Below are 16278 nucleotides of genomic sequence, written 5' to 3' on the forward strand. Positions count from 1 at the left end.
ACGTCGGCGACCGGCGGTGGGGCCGGAATCCGCTCAGCCCGTCCCCGGCGAGTTACCCATGTGCGAACGAGATCAGTGGTCAGGGTGGTTGACACCGATAAGTGTGTCGGTGGTGGGGTGCAGACTGAGGACATGGCTCAGTTCTCCCCGGCTACCCAGGAGTGGTTCGACGGTGCGTTTCCGGCGCCGACGTCCGCGCAGCTGGGGGCGTGGGAGGCGATTGCGGCGGGTGAGCACACGCTGGTGATCGCGCCGACCGGCTCGGGCAAGACGCTGTCGGCGTTCCTGTGGGCCATCGACCAGCTGGCGACGCGGGAGCCGTCCGCGCAGCGCACCGGTACCTCGGTGCTGTACGTGTCCCCGCTCAAGGCGCTCGCGGTGGACGTGGAGCGCAATCTGCGGGCCCCGTTGGTCGGCGTCACCCAGACCGCCAAGCGACTCGGCCTGGATCCCCCGGAGATCAGGGTCGGCGTGCGCTCCGGCGATACCAGCGCGGCCGACCGCCGCACGATGCAGCGCACCCCGCCGGACATCCTGATCACCACACCCGAGTCGCTGTTCCTGATGCTCACCTCCGCGGCCAAGGAGACGCTGCGCGACGTGCGCACCGTGATCGTGGACGAGGTGCACGCGATCGCCGGATCCAAACGCGGAGCGCACCTGGCCCTTTCGCTGGCCCGGCTGGACCTGCTCACCTCGGAACCGCGCGACGAGGACGGCCGGGCGCCGAGCGGTCCGGCCCAGCGCATCGGTCTCTCGGCGACCGTGCGGCCGCCGGCGGAGGTCGGGCGCTTCCTGGTCGGCAATGCGCCGATCACCATCGTCGCGCCGCCCGCGCCGAAGACCTTCGACCTGTCCGTGCGGGTGCCGGTCGCGGACATGACCGAGCCCGGGGACTCCGATCAGCCGGGCTCGATCTGGCCGCACGTGGACGAGGCCATCGTGGATCTCGTGCTGGAGCACCGGTCATCGATCGTCTTCGCGAATTCGCGACGCCTCGCCGAGCGGCTCACCGCCCGACTCAACGAGACCTACGCGGAACGGATCGGCGCACCGGTCGAGCTCGAGCACAAGCCCCCCGCCCTGATCGGCGCCAGCACCGAGGTGGTGCACGGCGCGAGCCAGCTGCTCGCGCGGGCGCATCACGGATCGGTGAGCAAGGAGCAGCGCGCGCTCATCGAGGACGACCTGAAGAGCGGGCGGTTGCGCTGCGTGGTCGCGACCAGCAGCCTCGAACTCGGCATCGATATGGGCGCGGTCGATCTGGTGGTCCAGGTGGAGGCGCCGCCCTCGGTCGCGAGCGGCCTGCAGCGGGTCGGTCGGGCCGGGCATCAGGTCGGCGAGATCTCGCGCGGCGTGTTGTTCCCCAAGCACCGCACCGACGTGATCCATTGCGCCGTCGCGGCCCAGCGGATGACCACGGGCCAGATCGAGGCCATCCAGATCCCGGCGCACCCGCTCGACATCCTGGCCCAGCAGACGGTGGCCGCGTGCGCGCTGGAACCCATCGACGTCGACGCCTGGTTCGAGATCGTCCGCGGCACCGGCAGTTACGCGACGCTGCCCCGCTCGGCCTACGAGTCGGTGCTCGACCTCTTGTCGGGGCGCTACCCGTCCGACGAGTTCGCCGAACTGCGCCCGCGGCTGGTGTGGGACCGCGACGCGGGCACCCTCACCGGACGGCCCGGTGCGCAGCGGCTCGCGGTGACCTCGGGCGGCGCGATCCCCGACCGTGGCCTGTTCGCGGTGTACATGGTCGGGGAAAAGGCCTCGCGGGTCGGCGAACTCGACGAGGAGATGGTGTACGAGTCGCGGGTCGGCGACGTCTTCGCGCTCGGCGCGACCAGCTGGCGGATCGAGGAGATCACCTTCGATCGGGTGCTGGTGACGCCCGCGTTCGGGCAGCCGGGCCGGCTGCCGTTCTGGCACGGCGACGGATTGGGCAGGCCCGCCGAACTCGGCGGCGCGCTGGGCGAATTCGTGCGCAAGGTCGGCCAGCATCCGGAGAACCTGGAAAAGCTCACGGCCGCAGCGGGTCTGGACGCGTTCGCGACCAGTAATCTGGGTGCCCTGCTGGACGAGCAGCGCACCGCGACGGGCCACCTGCCGAGCGACAAGACCCTGGTGGTGGAGCGTTTCCGGGACGAGCTCGGCGATTGGCGGCTGGTGCTGCATTCGCCGTACGGCTTGCCGGTGCACGCGCCGTGGGCGTTGGCGATCGGTGCGCGGCTGCGCGAACGGTTCGGTGTGGACGCGGCGCCCAACGCCTCCGACGACGGCATCGTGGTGCGCCTGCCCGACACCACCGACGCCCCGCCCGGCGCCGAGCTGTTCGTCTTCGAGCCCGACGAGATCGACGACGTCGTCACCGAACAGGTCGGCGGCTCAGCGCTTTTCGCGTCGCGCTTCCGCGAATGCGCCGCCCGCGCGCTGCTGCTGCCGCGCCGCGATCCGGGCAAACGCGCCCCGCTGTGGCAGCAGCGGCAACGCTCGGCGCAACTGCTCGACGTCGCGCGCAAATTCCCCGACTTCCCGATCCTGCTGGAGACGGTGCGCGAATGTCTGCGCGACGTCTACGATCTGCCGTCGCTGCGCGACGTGCTCAGCCGGGTGGCGCGCAGGCAGTTGCGACTCGTCGAGGTGGAGACGGCGACTCCGTCGCCGTTCGCCAACGCGCTGCTGTTCGACTACATCGGCCAGTTCATGTACGACGGCGACAGCCCGCTGGCCGAACGCCGTGCCGCCGCCCTTTCGCTCGATTCGGGCTTGCTCGCCGAACTGCTGGGCCGGGTGGAACTGCGCGAACTGCTCGACGCCTCGGTACTCGAGCTGACCGAACGCGAACTCCAGCGGCGCACCCCGGAGCGCCACGCCCGCGACGCCGAGGGACTGGCCGATCTGCTGCGCCTGCTCGGTCCGCTCACCGCCGCGGAGGCCGCCGAGCGCTGCGTAGACGATCCGGCGAGCTGGTTCGCCGACCTGCTGGCGGCGCGGCGCGCCATGGAGGTGACCTTCGCGGGCCGCAGCTGGTGGGTGGCCGTGGAGGACGCGTCCAGGCTGCGAGACGCACTGGGCGTACCACTACCGATCGGGACGCCCGCGGCCTTCATCGAACCGGTCGCCGACCCGCTCGGCGATCTGGTCGGGCGCTACGCCCGCACACACGGCCCGTTCGGCACGGAGGCGGTGGCGGCCCGGTTCGGGCTCGGCACCGCGGTCGCCGCCACCGCGCTGCATCGGCTGGTCACCGAAAAACGCCTCGTGGAGGGCGAATTCACGCCCGGCGCGGCGGGGTCCGAATGGTGCGACGCGCAGGTGTTGCGCCGGCTGCGCCGCCGCTCGCTCGCGGCCGCCAGACACGAGGTCGAACCGGTGTCGACGGCCACGCTCGGCCGTTTCCTGCCGGCCTGGCAGCACATCGGCAGTGGCGAACTCCGCGGCGTCGACGGCGTGGCCGCGGTGGTGGAGCAGCTGGCGGGCGTGCCGATTCCGGCCTCGGCCTGGGAATCGCTCATCCTGCCCGCGCGGGTGCGCGACTACTCCCCCGCCATGCTGGACGAGCTGATGGCCACCGGCGAGGTCAGCTGGTCCGGCCACGGCTCGATCACGGCAAAGGACGGCTGGATCGCCCTGCACCTGACCGACCAGGCCGCGTTCACCCTGCCGCCGCCCGACGACATCGAACTCTCCGAGGTGCAGCTCAGCCTGCTCGCCGCGCTCGGTGCGACACTCGTGCCGCGACCGGCGAATTCCGCGCTACCCCAGCAGGAACCGGTCGAACTGGATCTCGACACGAGTGCCGGGGCACCGCCCGGGGCCGGTGCCCCGGCTCCCCGGCTCGCTCCGGTCCTGCATGGCGGGGGCGCCTACTTCTTCCGCCAACTCTCCGATGCCACCGGTTTGCTGGACGACACCCAGGTCGCCGCGGCACTGTGGGAATTGGTCTGGGCGGGAATGGTTTCCGGCGATACCTTCGCGCCGGTGCGCGCGCTGTTGTCCGGCACCACGCGCACCACGACCGCGCACCGGACCCCGCGCCGCGCCCCGCGCGGGCGGGCCTACCTGCCGCGGCCGAGCATGCCGACCCGGTCCGGTCCGCCGATGGTGGCCGGTCGATGGTCGTTGCTGCCGGAGCGGGTGTCGGACAACACCGTTCGCGCGCACGCGACCGCCGATCTGCTACTGGAGCGCTACGGCGTGCTGACCAGGGGTTCGGTCCAGAACGAAGGCATCCCGGGCGGTTTCGCGCTGATGTACCGGGTGCTCACCGAGTTCGAGGACCGCGGCCGTTGCCGCCGTGGCTATTTCGTCGACTCGCTCGGCGGCGCCCAGTTCTCCACCACCGACGTGGTGGACCGGTTGCGCTCGTTCGACACCGAACGCCGACCGTCGGAGGCCAAACCCCAGACCGGGCAGGCCCTCGCGCTGGCCGCCTGCGATCCGGCCAATCCCTATGGCGCCGCACTGCCGTGGCCGAAAGGCGAGGGCGACGGCGGACATCGGCCCGGGCGGAAGGCGGGCGCGATCGTCGTGCTCGTCGACGGCGAACTGGTGTTGTACCTCGAACGCGGCGGCAAGACACTGCTCACCTTCACCGAGGACCCGGACGCCCGCCAGGCCGCCGCACACGCCATGGCCGGCCTCGTGCACAGCCGGCGCGTCGACTCCCTCGTCATCGACAAGGTCGACGGGGAAACGGTGCACGGCAACACCTTCGCGGGCTTCCTCACCGAAGCGGGCTTCTCCGCCACCCCGCGCGGCCTGCGCCTCCGGACGCGGCCGTGAGGGGCGGCCACCCGGCACGGTGGTGTCATGCCAGAGGGTGACACGGTCTACTTCGCCGCTGCCCGGCTGCGCGCCGCGCTCGAAGGAAAGACCTTGACCAGCAGCGACTTCCGGGTGCCCCGCTATGCAACGGTGGATCTGCGCGATCAGGTGGTGGAGAGCGTCGGCAGCTACGGCAAACATCTGTTCATCCGGACCTCTACGGTGAGCATTCACACGCACCTCAAGATGGAGGGCATCTGGCGGGTCTTCCATTGCGGGCAGCGCTGGACCAGGCCGCGGGTCACCGCGCGGCTGGTGTTGCGCACGGACGAGGTGGAGGCCGTCGGGTTCTCGCTGGGCAAGGTCGAGGTGCTGCGCTTGGCCGACGAGCACACCGTGATCGATCACCTCGGCCCCGACCTGCTCGGACCGAATTGGGATGTCGCCGAGGTGATGACCCGATTGCAGCGGCAGCCGGACCAGTCGATCGGGGTCGCGCTGCTGGATCAGCGCAACCTAGCCGGTATCGGCAACATCTATCGCAGCGAGATCTGCTACCTGCGGCGCGTGCATCCGGCGACCCCCGTCGGCGCGGTGCCCGACCTGCTCGCGCTCGTGCACGAGGCACACCGGGTGCTGAACAAGGCCGTGCACGAACCGCCTTGGCGCCCACTGGCGTACGGGCGTACCCGCTGGCCGTGCCAGCGCTGTGGCACCCAGATCACGGTGCGCCTGCTCGGCGACACCGCGCCGGAGACGGATCGGCTCGCCAAACGCGAGCGTGGCATCTACTTCTGCCCGCGCTGCCAACCCGAGCCCACCGGCTGAGTCACCCGTCGGCCGCGCCACCCAGCTGGCTGAGCCACCTGCCGCGGCGATCTGCCCAGTTGGCGTCGGACCTCGGCGTCGACGCAGGTCACGGCCTCCCCAGTTGATCACCGCTTCCGGACGAAGGCCCCCGGCTCCTACCGTCCGAACATGGCGAATACCGGCGTGCCAACGCGCTATCACCCGACCGGCACTGTAATTTGCCACTCAGTTGCTAATGCTCGGCGCACGCGACACGACTACATCCGTGGCAGTCACGACACAGCACAGGAGCAAGCCATGACGACGGTACCGAGAACGAGCGGACGACTGTTCCTCGCGATCGCCGGACGCTTGTTCTTCGCCACCCTGGCGACGCTGGCCACTGTGCTGTTCAGCTACCTTCTGCTGCACCCGAATTCGGCCGAGGGCTCGACGCCGCAAGCGCCGCACCCGTCGGTGTCCGAGGTCTCCCCGCACCCTTGACGAAGTGAGCCAGCCCGCATAACTTGCAATATGTAAGTTATCGAGGAGTGCGGCATGAACGATCCACGGCAGTACGTGGTCATCGGCGGCGGACTGGCCGGGCTCGCGGCCGCGGTCTGGCTCGCCGAGGCGGGCAAGAAGGTCACCCTGCTGGAACGACGCGGCCGGCTCGGCGGCCGCACCCACGCCATGAAGGTCGAGGCCGCGGACGATCCGCCGGACAACGGGCAGCACGTGATCGCCAGCGGTTACGAGCACCTGTTCCGGTACCTCACCAGCGTCGGCACCCGCCAGTACGTCGCCTTCCCGCAACAGGCCACGCTGCGCTGGCCGGACGGGCGCAGCGTCACCATGCACACCAGGGGGCTCGGTGCGCTGCGCACGCTGTCCGGCGCCCACCCCGACGCCTCCCTGCTGGAGCGCGCCCGCGCCGCCGTCGCCACCGCGAGACTCGGCTGGCAGTGCCTGCACCAGCCCGCGGACCTGCCCGACCTGAGCACCGAGCAATGGTTCGACCGGGTCGGCATGCCCGCCAAAGCCCGTGAGGCGCTGTGGGATTGGCTGGCGCTCGGTGTCGCCGCCGAACCGGTGCAGCAGGAATCGGCGAAGGTGCTCGCCGATGTGATGGCGACGGGCATCCGCCTCGGCATCAAACATCGGCGGCCCGCCACCATCGGCTACCCGACCACCGATCTGGACACGCTCTACGTCACCGGCGCGTTGAAAGTCTTTGCCCGGCACGGGGTTCAGGTGCGCCACCGCGCCGTGGCACGGCGGATCGACATCGCCGACGGCCGGGTTACCGGGGTGGCGCTGGCCGACGGCAGCACCGTGCCCGCCGACGCGGTGGTCTGCGCGGTACCCAACTCGAATATCAACGGACTGCTCGACGACCTACCTGAGCACGCCGAAATCTACTCGGCCGCCGACAAATTGGGCTACACGCCGATTGTCAGCACCAATCTCTATCTGGATCGGCCGCTCGGGACGACGGCCGAATTCGAGGCGCTGATCGGCGGCACCGGCGTGATCGACGAGGTCTTCGACCGCCAGCGGATGACCGGCCGCAGCACCGAGCGAGCCTGGCTGTACTGCCTGACCACCAGCGGCGCCTACGAGCAGATCCACAAATCGAACGAGGAGATCGTCGCCGAACAGCTGGCACTGCTGCGTCGCTACTATCCGGCGGCACGCGCGGCGACGGTGCTGCAGGGTCACGTGGTGCGCATGCCCAAGGCGACATTCTCCCAGGTGGTGGGCACGCACGGACTGCGTCCGAAACAGCGGACCTCGGTGCCGACCCTGGTCCTGGCCGGTGACTGGACCGCCACCGACTGGTCGGCGACCATGGAGAGCGCGGTGCAGAGCGCTGCCAGGGCGGTGGACCTGCTGCTTACGCTACCGTCGGTGCGGTGACCACGGATCGCGCCACGTCCGAGCTCGCCGCTCAATCCCCGCCCTCTGGATCCCGGCCCGCCGCAGACCCGCCGAACGGTCCGGCAGCCCCGAAGCGCCGGATGTCGGCCGCCGACCGACGCGCCCAGCTGCTGGACATCGCGCGGGACATCGTCGCCGAGGACGGCTTTGCGGCGGTCACCATCGACCGGGTGGCCCGCGCCGCGCGGGTGGCGCGGGCCCTGGTGTATCAGCAGTTCACCGATCTGTCCGGGCTGATGACCGCGCTGCTCGACCGCGAGTCGGCGATCGCGCTAGCCGGCATCGGCACAGTCGACTGGCCGGGCGAGATCGACATCGATCAGGTCGGCCGTGGCATCCTCGCGTATCTGCATGCAGCCCCGACCAGTTGGCGGATCATCCTCAGCCCGCCGGACGGCGGCCCGCCTGATCTGCGCGCCCGGCTCGAGCTCGGCCGCTCCTACGCCAGGGCGATCGGCGCGCGGCACCTGTCCCGATACACCGGTGTCACCGTGGATCCGGACGGCCCGACCGAACGAATCCTGTTGGCGGCCATGGAAGAACTGGCCCGGCTGCACCTCACCGATCCCGCGGCCTATCCGGAGGAAATGGTGCTGCGCTATCTGCGCTCGCTGGTCGGCTGGGCGGTCCGGCAGGAAGCACCGCACTGATCGCCCGCGCGGTCCATCACGAAATTCTCACGGACAGCTTGGTTTTCTGATGCCGGGCGCGGATCACGCGCCAGGGAGAAAGGAAAAACCATGAAGATCAGCACCTTGCTCGCCGCCGTCGCGCTGTCGGCGGGCCTCGTCGCCGGGGGGTCGGCGGTGGCCAACGCGGAGACGATCTACGTCGGCACCTACGGCACCGAGGCGGCCTGCCGCGCCGACGGCGCTGACGCCCCCGCGCACCCCGACTGGAAGTGGTGGGAGTGCCGGCAGACCCCGACCGGTGAGTGGGACCTGTACTACTCCACCAACTGAGCCGTCCGGCACACGCACGAGGTCTGAAATGCCTTATTCTCAGACCTCGTGCGTGTGCTGGTGGTGGAGGACGACGAGGGGCTCGGCAACGAAGTCGCCGCCGGGCTGCGCGCGGCGGGCTGCGCGGTGGATCTAGCCGGACGGCTCGCCGACGCCGATCTGAAGATCGCCGTCAACACTTACGACGTTCTTGTCATCGATCGCGGCCTGCCCGACGGCGACGGTCTGCGCCTCGTCGCCCACCACCGTGCGGCAGGACTGCGGGTACCGGTATTGATGCTCACTGCCCGCGACGGGCTCGCCGATCGCATCGCCGGTTTCGACCACGGCGCCGACGACTACCTGGTCAAACCGTTCGCCCTGCCCGAACTCGCCGCCAGGGTACGGGCACTGAGCCGCCGCCGCGAACACCCGGCGCCCGCGCGCATCGTGCTCGGTGACATCGATATCGACCTGCCGCGGCGGCGGGTGCAGCGCGCGGGCATCCTGCGCTCGCTGACGCCGAAGGAGTTCGCGGTACTCGAACTGCTCGCCACCCGCGCGGGCACCGTGGTGTCGCGCAGCGAGCTCATCGAGTGCTGCTGGGACGAGATGGCCGAACCCGCCTCCAATGTGGTCGACGCCGTCATCGCCCAGCTGCGCCGTAAACTGGGGCCGCCACAGGTGATCGAGACCGTGCGGGGTGCCGGGTTCATGATCGGAAGTGCAGCATTCGCACGTTGAGTCCCGGCCCGAGCCGCGGCGGCATCCGTTCGGCCGGTTTCACCGGCGCACGCCCCGCGGTGGCCCGGCTGCGCCGCACCCGATGGCTGCTGACCGCGCTCATCACCGGAATCACCGCGACCTGTCTGATCATCCTCGGCGTCGTCGCGGCGACCATCGACGCGCGCTCGCGGCACAACGCGATCGACAACAGCCTCGACCGGGTGGTGACCGGCCTGTGGCGCAGCATCGACTTCGACCTCGACGCGCAGGCCATCGATCTCGAACAGGTGAAACGCGACGACCTCGCCAACGGCGAGACCGCGGTGCTGATCGTGCGCACCGACGAGAACGGGCACTGGCGCGAGATCTACGGGCACCTGCGTTCCTGGTTACCCGCGTCGGTGGGCGCCGAGGCGCTCGCCGACGAAGCCGTCCGCACGTCGGGCACCGTCTTCCAGGACGACCACGACAGCGCGGGGCGACCGGTGCGGCTGGCCGCGACGCCGGTGTCCTGGGAGGACACCACGACCCAGGCGGTGGTCATCGCGGGCACGAATCCCGGTCTGCGCGACCGTGATCGCGCCCTGTTGCTCTGGGGTCTGGTGGTCGGCGGCCTGACCCTGGTCGCCCTGTCCGCCCTTGCCGCCCATGCGCTTTCGGGTCGCAGCATGCGGCAGGCGATGGTGCTGATCGAGGAACAGGAACGGTTTCTCGGCGACGCCGCGCACGAGTTGCGTACGCCGCTCACCACTTTGGGTCTGGTCACCGCGCCGCGACGACGCAATCCACACGAGGTGGAACGCGCGCTGGCCGACGCGGGTGCGCTCGGCGCCCGGATGGAGCGGATCGTCACGGGACTGCTCGCCCGGGCCAGGATGCAGGCCGGGGTGACGACGATGGAGCGGGTGCAGTTGTTGCTCGATCAACTCACCGAATCGGTCGTCGAGGAATTCAAGGCGAGCATCATCGTGCAGAGCAATCCCACCGTCGTGGTCGGCGACCCGAATCTGCTGAGCCTCGCGGTACGCAATCTGCTCGAGAACGCGATCACGCACGGCGCGATCAACCCCGGCGCCCCGATCGAGGTGCATGTCGCCGACGGCCGGGTCAGCGTGCGCGATCACGGCGCCGGACTGCACCCGCAGCTGTCGAGCAATCCGTTCGAGCGAGGTGTCACCGGCGGCCGGGGCAGCGGCATCGGCCTCGCGCTGGTCGCCTGGATCGCCGAATTGCACGGCGGCACAGCCACGATGGAACCCGCGCCGGGCGGCGGCACCCTCGCGACCATCGCGCTACCGCCGCCGACGCTGGGCCTGGACTGAACCGCTACGAATTCGGTTGCCGCGCCGCCCTGCTCGCCGAGCCGTCGGCCGGTACCGGCTCGAGGATCTCCGGCCGCGGTTCGGGCGCCGCGATGCGCAACGCGTCTGCCGAGGCATCGTCGGGTTGGGTCTGCGAGCGGATCTCCGCCTCGACCCGGGCCCGGTAAGTCGTTACCTCACGGTCGATTTCGGCGTCGTCCCAGCCGAGGACCGGGGCGACCAGCTGCGCCACCTGCGCGGCACAGTCGGCACCGCGATGGGAGTACTCGATGGAGATGCGGGTGCGCCGGGCCAGGATGTCGTCCAGGTGCAGCGCGCCCTCGGCCGCGGCCGCGTAGACGGCCTCCACCTGCAGGTACGACGGTGCGTCGGTAATCGGTTGGAGCAGTTCCGGTTTACCCTCCGCCATGGCCATGACCTCATCGATCAGCGAGCCGTAGCGGTCGAGCAGATGCTTGATCCGGTACGGGTGCACGCCGTAGGCCTCGGCCAGCTGCACCGTCTGATTGACCAGCGCGAAATAGCCGTCCGCGCCGAGCAGCGGCACCTTCTCGGTGATCGAGGGCGAGACCCGGGCCGGAATGTCCTGTGCCGCCTCGTCGACCGCGTCGTAGGCCATCACCCGGTAGGTGGTGTACTTACCGCCCGCGATGCCGACCAGACCGGGCGCGACCCGGGCCACGGCATGCTCGCGCGACAGCTTGGAGGTCTCGTCGCTCTCCCCCGCCAGCAGCGGCCGCAGCCCCGCGTAGACCCCGTCGATGTCGTCGTGGGTGAGCGGGGTGACCAGCACCTCGTTGACCCGGTCGAGCAGATAGTCGATATCGGCCTTGGTGGCGGCCGGATGCGCGAGGTCGAGATTCCAGTCGGTGTCGGTGGTGCCGACGATCCAGTGGTTGCCCCACGGGATGATGAACAGCACCGAGGTCGGCGTGCGCAGGATGATCGCGGCATCGCTGACGATCCGGTCCCGCGGCACCACGATGTGCACGCCCTTCGACGCGCGCACATGGAACCGGCCCCGCTGATGCGCCAGCGCCTGCACCTCGTCGGTCCACACGCCGGTCGCGTTGATCACCACGTGCGCGCGCACCTCCGCGGTGCGGCCGTCCTCGCTGTCGCGCACCCGCACCCCGACCACCCGATCCGCCTCCCGCAGGAAGCCGACCACCTGGGTGGAGGTGCGGATCACCGCGCCGTAGTGCGCAGCGGTCCGCGCCACCGTCATGGTGTGCCGGGCATCGTCGACGACGGTGTCGTAGTAGCTGACGCCGCCGATCAGCGCGCTGCGCTTGAGTCCGGGCGAGAGCCGCAGCGCCCCCATCCGGGTGAGATGCCGTTGACCGGGAACCGATTTGGCGCCGCCCATGGTGTCGTAGAGCACCAGCCCGGCCGCGACGTACGGGCGTTCCCAGGCCCGATGGGTGAGCGGGTAGAGGAACCGCAGCGGTTTCACCAGATGCGGCGCCAGCGTGGAGAGCGCCAGTTCGCGCTCGCGCAACGCCTCACGCACCAGGCCGAACTCCAACTGCTCCAGATAGCGCAGGCCGCCGTGGAACATCTTCGACGACCGGCTCGACGTGCCGGAGGCGAGGTCACGGGCCTCGACCAGCGCGACCTGCAGGCCACGCGTGGCCGCGTCCAGGGCGATGCCCGCGCCGACCACGCCGCCACCGATGACGACCACGTCGAAATGGTCCTTACCGAACCGCTCCCAGGCCGTCCTGCGCTGCTCCGGACCGAGGAACTGGGATTCCGGCTTCTTGGTCATGCTCGACTCCTCCAGCCGCGCCGGTTGCCGACGACGTTGTGGTCTTCTTCGGGCATAGCTCGAGCTGCTCTGCTAACAGGCTAGGCGAACGGCCCGCGATCTCGTCGACCGCGACGTCCGCCCGTGTCGTCGAACGCTACCCGGCGGTAACCACTACCAACCTACTCGAGGCGCGCGGCCGCGGCGATGTGAAACCGGCGGCAACCCGCGCGCACGACAATCGGCCTCAGCGCGTCGCACGTTTAGTAACCTGCACGAATGCGTCGCTATGTGGCCGCCATCGACCAGGGCACGACCTCGAGTCGGTGCATCGTCTTCGATCGGCAGGGGCGCGTGGTCGGCGTCGCCCAGCGCGAACACGAGCAGATCTTCCCGCGCCGGGGCTGGGTCGAGCACGACGCCGAATCCATTTGGCAGAACACCGAAACAGTGCTCCGCGAAGTGCTCGACGAGCACGATCTGAGCGCCGGCGACATCGCGGCCGTCGGGGTCACCAATCAGCGCGAGACCACCGTGGTGTGGGACCGGGCCACCGGCAAGCCGATCCACCACGCCATCGTGTGGCAGGACACCCGTACCGACCGGCTCACTACCGAGCTCGGCGGCGATATCGGTCCGACCCGCTACCAGGAACGCACCGGGCTGCCGCTGTCCACCTACTTCGCCGGACCGAAGCTGCGCTGGCTCCTGGACCACGTGGACGGCGCCCGCGACCGCGCCGAGGCCGGCGAGCTCTGCTTCGGCACCATGGACAGCTGGGTGCTGTGGAACCTCACCGGCGAGCACATCACGGACGTGACCAACGCCTCGCGCACCATGCTGATGGATCTGCGCACCCGGCAATGGGATGGGCAGATCTGCGCCGAGTTCGGCGTGCCGGAGGCGATGCTGCCGCAGATCCGCAGTTCCTCGGAGGTGTACGCGGAAATCAATTCCGGTCCGCTGCAAGGGGTGCCGGTCGCGGGCATCCTCGGCGACCAGCAGGCGGCCACCTTCGGCCAGGCCTGCCTTTCGCCCGGCGAAGCCAAGAACACCTACGGCACCGGCAATTTCATGCTGCTCAACACCGGCACCACGCCGGTGGTGAGCCAGCACGGTCTGCTCACCACCGTCTGCTATCAGCTCGGTGACGCGGACGCGGTGTACGCGCTGGAGGGCTCGATCGCGGTGACCGGCTCACTGGTGCAGTGGTTCCGGGACAACCTGGGCATCATCTCCGCCGCCGAGGAGATCGAACCGCTGGCGCGCAGCGTCGAGGACAACGGCGGCGCCTACATCGTGCCCGCCTTCTCCGGACTGTTCGCGCCGCGCTGGCGGCCGGACGCACGCGGGGTGATCGCCGGGCTCACCCGCTTCGTGAACAAGGCCCACCTGGCCCGAGCGGTGCTGGAGTCCACCGCTTTCCAGACCCGCGAGGTCGTCGACGCCATGCGCGCCGACGCCGAATCCGAGCACCTCGGCCTGGAACTCACCACCCTGAAGGTGGACGGCGGCATGGTCGGCAACGATCTGCTGATGCAGTTCCAGTCCGACATCCTCGACGTGCCCGTGGTGCGTCCGGTGGTCAACGAGACCACCGCGCTCGGCGCCGCCTACGCCGCAGGCCTGGCGGTCGACTTCTGGTCGAGTACCGAGGACATCGAAGAGAACTGGGCCGCGGACAAGACCTGGGAGCCCACGATGTCCGAAGCGGATCGCGACGAGCATCTGCGGGCCTGGAACAAGGCCGTCGAGCGCACCTACGGCTGGGCCGACTGAACAACTCGAGAGCAGTGATCCGCATCACTCGACGGAACCACGGGAGCGCCGCCGCCGTCGAATCCGACGTACTGATCATTCTCTCGAAAGGCATGAAAAGCTATGAGCCGCACCCTATCTGCGCTTGCCATCGGCGCACTGACCGCCGGCGCGGTCGCCCTCGTCGCACCGTCCGCGCAGGCTGCCCAGATCAACGAGCCCTGCCCGATCGCGGGACAGACCCTGCGGGAGCAGAATCTCGTCTGCGCCTGGGGCGGCAACGGGAACGTGTGGCTGCCCATCGGCGGCAAGCAGCCGGGCATCAACCAGCGCTGACGCGCCCGCCCGCGGCCGCCGGACTGCGCGACTCCGCCCGCGCGCCCGGCCGCGGCGGGCATGCCGACGAAAACCTCGGGCGGGCAGGCTATTCCGCGGCGAGGGCGAGACGGCGCACCGCCTCGGCGAGGGTGTCCGCGTCGGACGTGGTGAAGCACATGCGCATCGAGTTCCGATAGCCGCCGGCCACCGCGAAGGCCGCGCCCGGTACGTACGCGACGCCCGCGTCCAGCGCGCGCGGCAGCAGCTCATGGGTGTCGGTGCCGTCGGTGAAATCGGCCCAGACGAACATCCCGCCGGTCGCGTCGGTGCAGCGCACCCGGTCACCGAAGCGGGTACGCACCGCGTGCACCAGCGCCTTGGCGCGTTCGCCGTAGGCCGTACGCACGTGATCGATGTGCGCGGCCAACCAGTCCCGGTCGGCGAGCAGATCGGCCGCGATCTGCTGGGTCAGGGCCGAACCACACAGGTCCGCACCCTGTTTCAGCAATTCCACCGCGCGGCACACCTCGTTCGGCGCGACCAACCAGCCGACCCGCAGCGACGGCGCGAGGATCTTCGATGAACTCGACAGCCGAATCACGTTGCGGGAGTAAGTGGCCACCGGAGCGGGTGCGGGCTCGTCGAACCACAGCTCGCCGTACGGGTCGTCCTCGATCACCCAGAAACCGTGCGCGTCAGCGAGTTCGGCGAGTTCGGCGCGGCGTGCGGGACTCATCGTGACCCCGCCCGGGTTGTGGAAATTGCTGACCGTGTGCACCACCGCGGGACGCTCACCGCGAGCGAGCAGGTCGGCGAGCACGTCGGTGCGCATTCCCTCGGCATCCAGCGGCACGGCGACGATGCGCGCGCCCGCGGCCCGGAAGACTTGCAGCGCACCGACATAGGCCGGATCCTCGACGATCACCAGCGCGCCCGGATCGAGCAGCACCTCGGCGAGCAGCGACAGCGCCTGCTGCGAACCGTGCGTCACGAACACCTCGTCGACCGGCACCGCCCGGCCGAGGCGCGCCGATTCCCGTTCCGCGAGCACCGCACGCAGCGGCGCCCAGCCCGGCGACTCGGTGTACTGCAGGCAGGCCGCCTTGCGCAGCGCCGCGTCCGCGGCTTCGGCGATCCGCTCGCGCGGCATCAGCGCGGCGTCGGGCAGGCCGCCTGCGAGCCCGATGATCTCGGCGCGAGCCGTGAGTTTGAGCAGGTCACGAATCGCCGAGCTCTGCAGTCCTGCGAGCTTGGCCGCGAGCGCGGGACGGGTCGGCGACATGAGAAACCTCCGAACGAACGCCAGATATGCGAAAGTCTACTTTCGCACGGCGCCGACCAATATATGAAACGAATTTCTCATATTCTGAGAATTGTTCACACCTCACGCGGCTTGATCGAGTAGACGAGCACCTTTCCGTCCCGCACCGCGGTGGTGATGGTCTGGTGGTAGATGGTCTCGGTGCCGTCCGGTTTGCGCTGGGTCAGATCCACGTCGAAGGTGTCACTCGCCACCTCGGTGATCCGCAGGCAGTGCTTGGTCCCGACCGGAACCTCGGCGTTGATGCCACCCTGGATGATCTCCGCCGACGAGACGTTCTCCGCGTCGGGCGCGACGAAGGCCCGGGCCTGGGCGCCGCTGCGCTGGACGTAGAAGGCGTACTGGAAGCCGAGGATCGCGCCGGGCCCGCTCGCGGTGTCGCCGTTGCCGTTACCGACCGTCACCTTGCCGTCCTTGCCGGTCGGACAGGTCAACCCGGCGGCGGTGGTCGAGCCGGGCGGCACGGGGCCGTCGTCGCCGCCGTTCCTGGACACCACGATCACGGTCACCGTCAAGCCGATCAGGATGACAACCGCCAGCAGGCCGGCCAGCACGTTGCGGCCCTTGTGCGAACCGGTCCGGCGCACAGGCACCGGCGCCGCCGGCGTGCTCGGCGCCAGCCGCTGCGCGATCCGGATCGTCCGC

The 16278-nt window shown here is 69.9% G+C and carries 13 protein-coding genes; 10 read left to right on the forward strand and 3 right to left on the reverse strand.

What is annotated here, in order from left to right; translation table 11 throughout:
* The first annotated feature begins 132 nt into the window (after positions 1-132).
* The 8 genes from TY25_RS14860 to TY25_RS14895 all read left to right on the forward strand — a co-directional run bounded on the left by TY25_RS14860 (position 133) and on the right by TY25_RS14895 (position 10486).
* Positions 133-4785 (forward strand): ATP-dependent helicase, encoded by a 4653-nt coding sequence (locus TY25_RS14860; protein WP_042256642.1) that lies wholly within the window; start codon positions 133-135, stop codon positions 4783-4785.
* Between the two features lie 27 nt (positions 4786-4812).
* Positions 4813-5595, forward strand: coding sequence for a DNA-formamidopyrimidine glycosylase family protein (locus TY25_RS14865; RefSeq protein ID WP_042256644.1), 783 nt, complete (start codon positions 4813-4815; stop codon positions 5593-5595).
* A 279-nt stretch (positions 5596-5874) separates the two neighbouring features.
* Positions 5875-6060: a hypothetical protein gene (locus TY25_RS14870; RefSeq protein ID WP_042256647.1), complete on the forward strand. Its 186-nt coding sequence runs from the start codon at positions 5875-5877 to the stop codon at positions 6058-6060.
* Between the two features lie 54 nt (positions 6061-6114).
* Positions 6115-7476 (forward strand): hydroxysqualene dehydroxylase HpnE, encoded by a 1362-nt coding sequence (hpnE, locus tag TY25_RS14875; protein WP_042256649.1) that lies wholly within the window; start codon positions 6115-6117, stop codon positions 7474-7476.
* Between the two features lie 101 nt (positions 7477-7577).
* Positions 7578-8147 carry a TetR/AcrR family transcriptional regulator gene (locus TY25_RS14880; protein ID WP_014981926.1) on the forward strand — a complete coding sequence of 190 codons (570 nt, stop codon included), beginning with the start codon at positions 7578-7580 and terminating at the stop codon, positions 8145-8147.
* Between the two features lie 90 nt (positions 8148-8237).
* Positions 8238-8459: a hypothetical protein gene (locus tag TY25_RS14885; RefSeq protein WP_014981925.1), complete on the forward strand. Its 222-nt coding sequence runs from the start codon at positions 8238-8240 to the stop codon at positions 8457-8459.
* Between the two features lie 48 nt (positions 8460-8507).
* A complete protein-coding gene (locus tag TY25_RS14890; RefSeq protein WP_042256651.1) occupies positions 8508-9182 on the forward strand; it encodes a winged helix-turn-helix domain-containing protein in 675 nt (224 codons plus the stop codon).
* A complete protein-coding gene (locus TY25_RS14895) occupies positions 9179-10486 on the forward strand; it encodes a sensor histidine kinase (protein ID WP_081868875.1) in 1308 nt (435 codons plus the stop codon). Before TY25_RS14890 ends, TY25_RS14895 begins: the two co-directional genes overlap by 4 nt.
* A gap of 4 nt (positions 10487-10490) precedes the next feature.
* On the opposite strand, the gene glpD is transcribed toward TY25_RS14895, so the two are convergent.
* Positions 10491-12257 (reverse strand): glycerol-3-phosphate dehydrogenase, encoded by a 1767-nt coding sequence (gene glpD, locus TY25_RS14900; protein ID WP_042256652.1) that lies wholly within the window; start codon positions 12255-12257, stop codon positions 10491-10493.
* A gap of 258 nt (positions 12258-12515) precedes the next feature.
* On the opposite strand from glpD, the gene glpK reads away from it, so the two are divergent.
* Positions 12516-14015: a glycerol kinase GlpK gene (glpK, locus tag TY25_RS14905; protein ID WP_042256654.1), complete on the forward strand. Its 1500-nt coding sequence runs from the start codon at positions 12516-12518 to the stop codon at positions 14013-14015.
* 102 nt (positions 14016-14117) lie between these two features.
* On the forward strand, positions 14118-14330 hold the full coding sequence (locus tag TY25_RS14910) for a hypothetical protein (RefSeq protein WP_042256656.1): 213 nt from the start codon (positions 14118-14120) through the stop codon (positions 14328-14330).
* A gap of 88 nt (positions 14331-14418) precedes the next feature.
* Here TY25_RS14910 and TY25_RS14915 read toward each other — a convergent pair whose 3' ends face one another.
* Positions 14419-15594: an aminotransferase-like domain-containing protein gene (locus tag TY25_RS14915; protein WP_042256659.1), complete on the reverse strand. Its 1176-nt coding sequence runs from the start codon at positions 15592-15594 to the stop codon at positions 14419-14421.
* 95 nt (positions 15595-15689) lie between these two features.
* On the reverse strand, positions 15690-16278 hold a 589-nt coding region (locus TY25_RS43210), incomplete at its 5' end, for a DUF8176 domain-containing protein (protein ID WP_500797169.1).

The organism is Nocardia brasiliensis NBRC 14402 (genome assembly GCF_000308475.2).
In the GTDB taxonomy this organism is placed as follows: Bacteria; Actinomycetota; Actinomycetes; order Mycobacteriales; family Mycobacteriaceae; genus Nocardia; species Nocardia brasiliensis.

What these genes read in the sequence shown, in the direction of transcription:
- hpnE (WP_042256649.1), top strand. Translation starts at nt 6,115, where the DNA reads ATGAACGATCCACGGCAGTACGTGGTCATCGGCGGCGGACTGGCCGGG.
- TY25_RS14885 (WP_014981925.1), top strand. Translation starts at nt 8,238, where the DNA reads ATGAAGATCAGCACCTTGCTCGCCGCCGTCGCGCTGTCGGCGGGCCTC.
- TY25_RS14860 (WP_042256642.1), top strand. Translation starts at nt 133, where the DNA reads ATGGCTCAGTTCTCCCCGGCTACCCAGGAGTGGTTCGACGGTGCGTTT.
- TY25_RS14910 (WP_042256656.1), top strand. Translation starts at nt 14,118, where the DNA reads ATGAGCCGCACCCTATCTGCGCTTGCCATCGGCGCACTGACCGCCGGC.
- glpK (WP_042256654.1), top strand. Translation starts at nt 12,516, where the DNA reads ATGCGTCGCTATGTGGCCGCCATCGACCAGGGCACGACCTCGAGTCGG.
- glpD (WP_042256652.1), bottom strand. Translation starts at nt 12,257, where the DNA reads ATGACCAAGAAGCCGGAATCCCAGTTCCTCGGTCCGGAGCAGCGCAGG.
- TY25_RS14915 (WP_042256659.1), bottom strand. Translation starts at nt 15,594, where the DNA reads ATGTCGCCGACCCGTCCCGCGCTCGCGGCCAAGCTCGCAGGACTGCAG.
- TY25_RS14870 (WP_042256647.1), top strand. Translation starts at nt 5,875, where the DNA reads ATGACGACGGTACCGAGAACGAGCGGACGACTGTTCCTCGCGATCGCC.
- TY25_RS14880 (WP_014981926.1), top strand. Translation starts at nt 7,578, where the DNA reads ATGTCGGCCGCCGACCGACGCGCCCAGCTGCTGGACATCGCGCGGGAC.
- TY25_RS14865 (WP_042256644.1), top strand. Translation starts at nt 4,813, where the DNA reads ATGCCAGAGGGTGACACGGTCTACTTCGCCGCTGCCCGGCTGCGCGCC.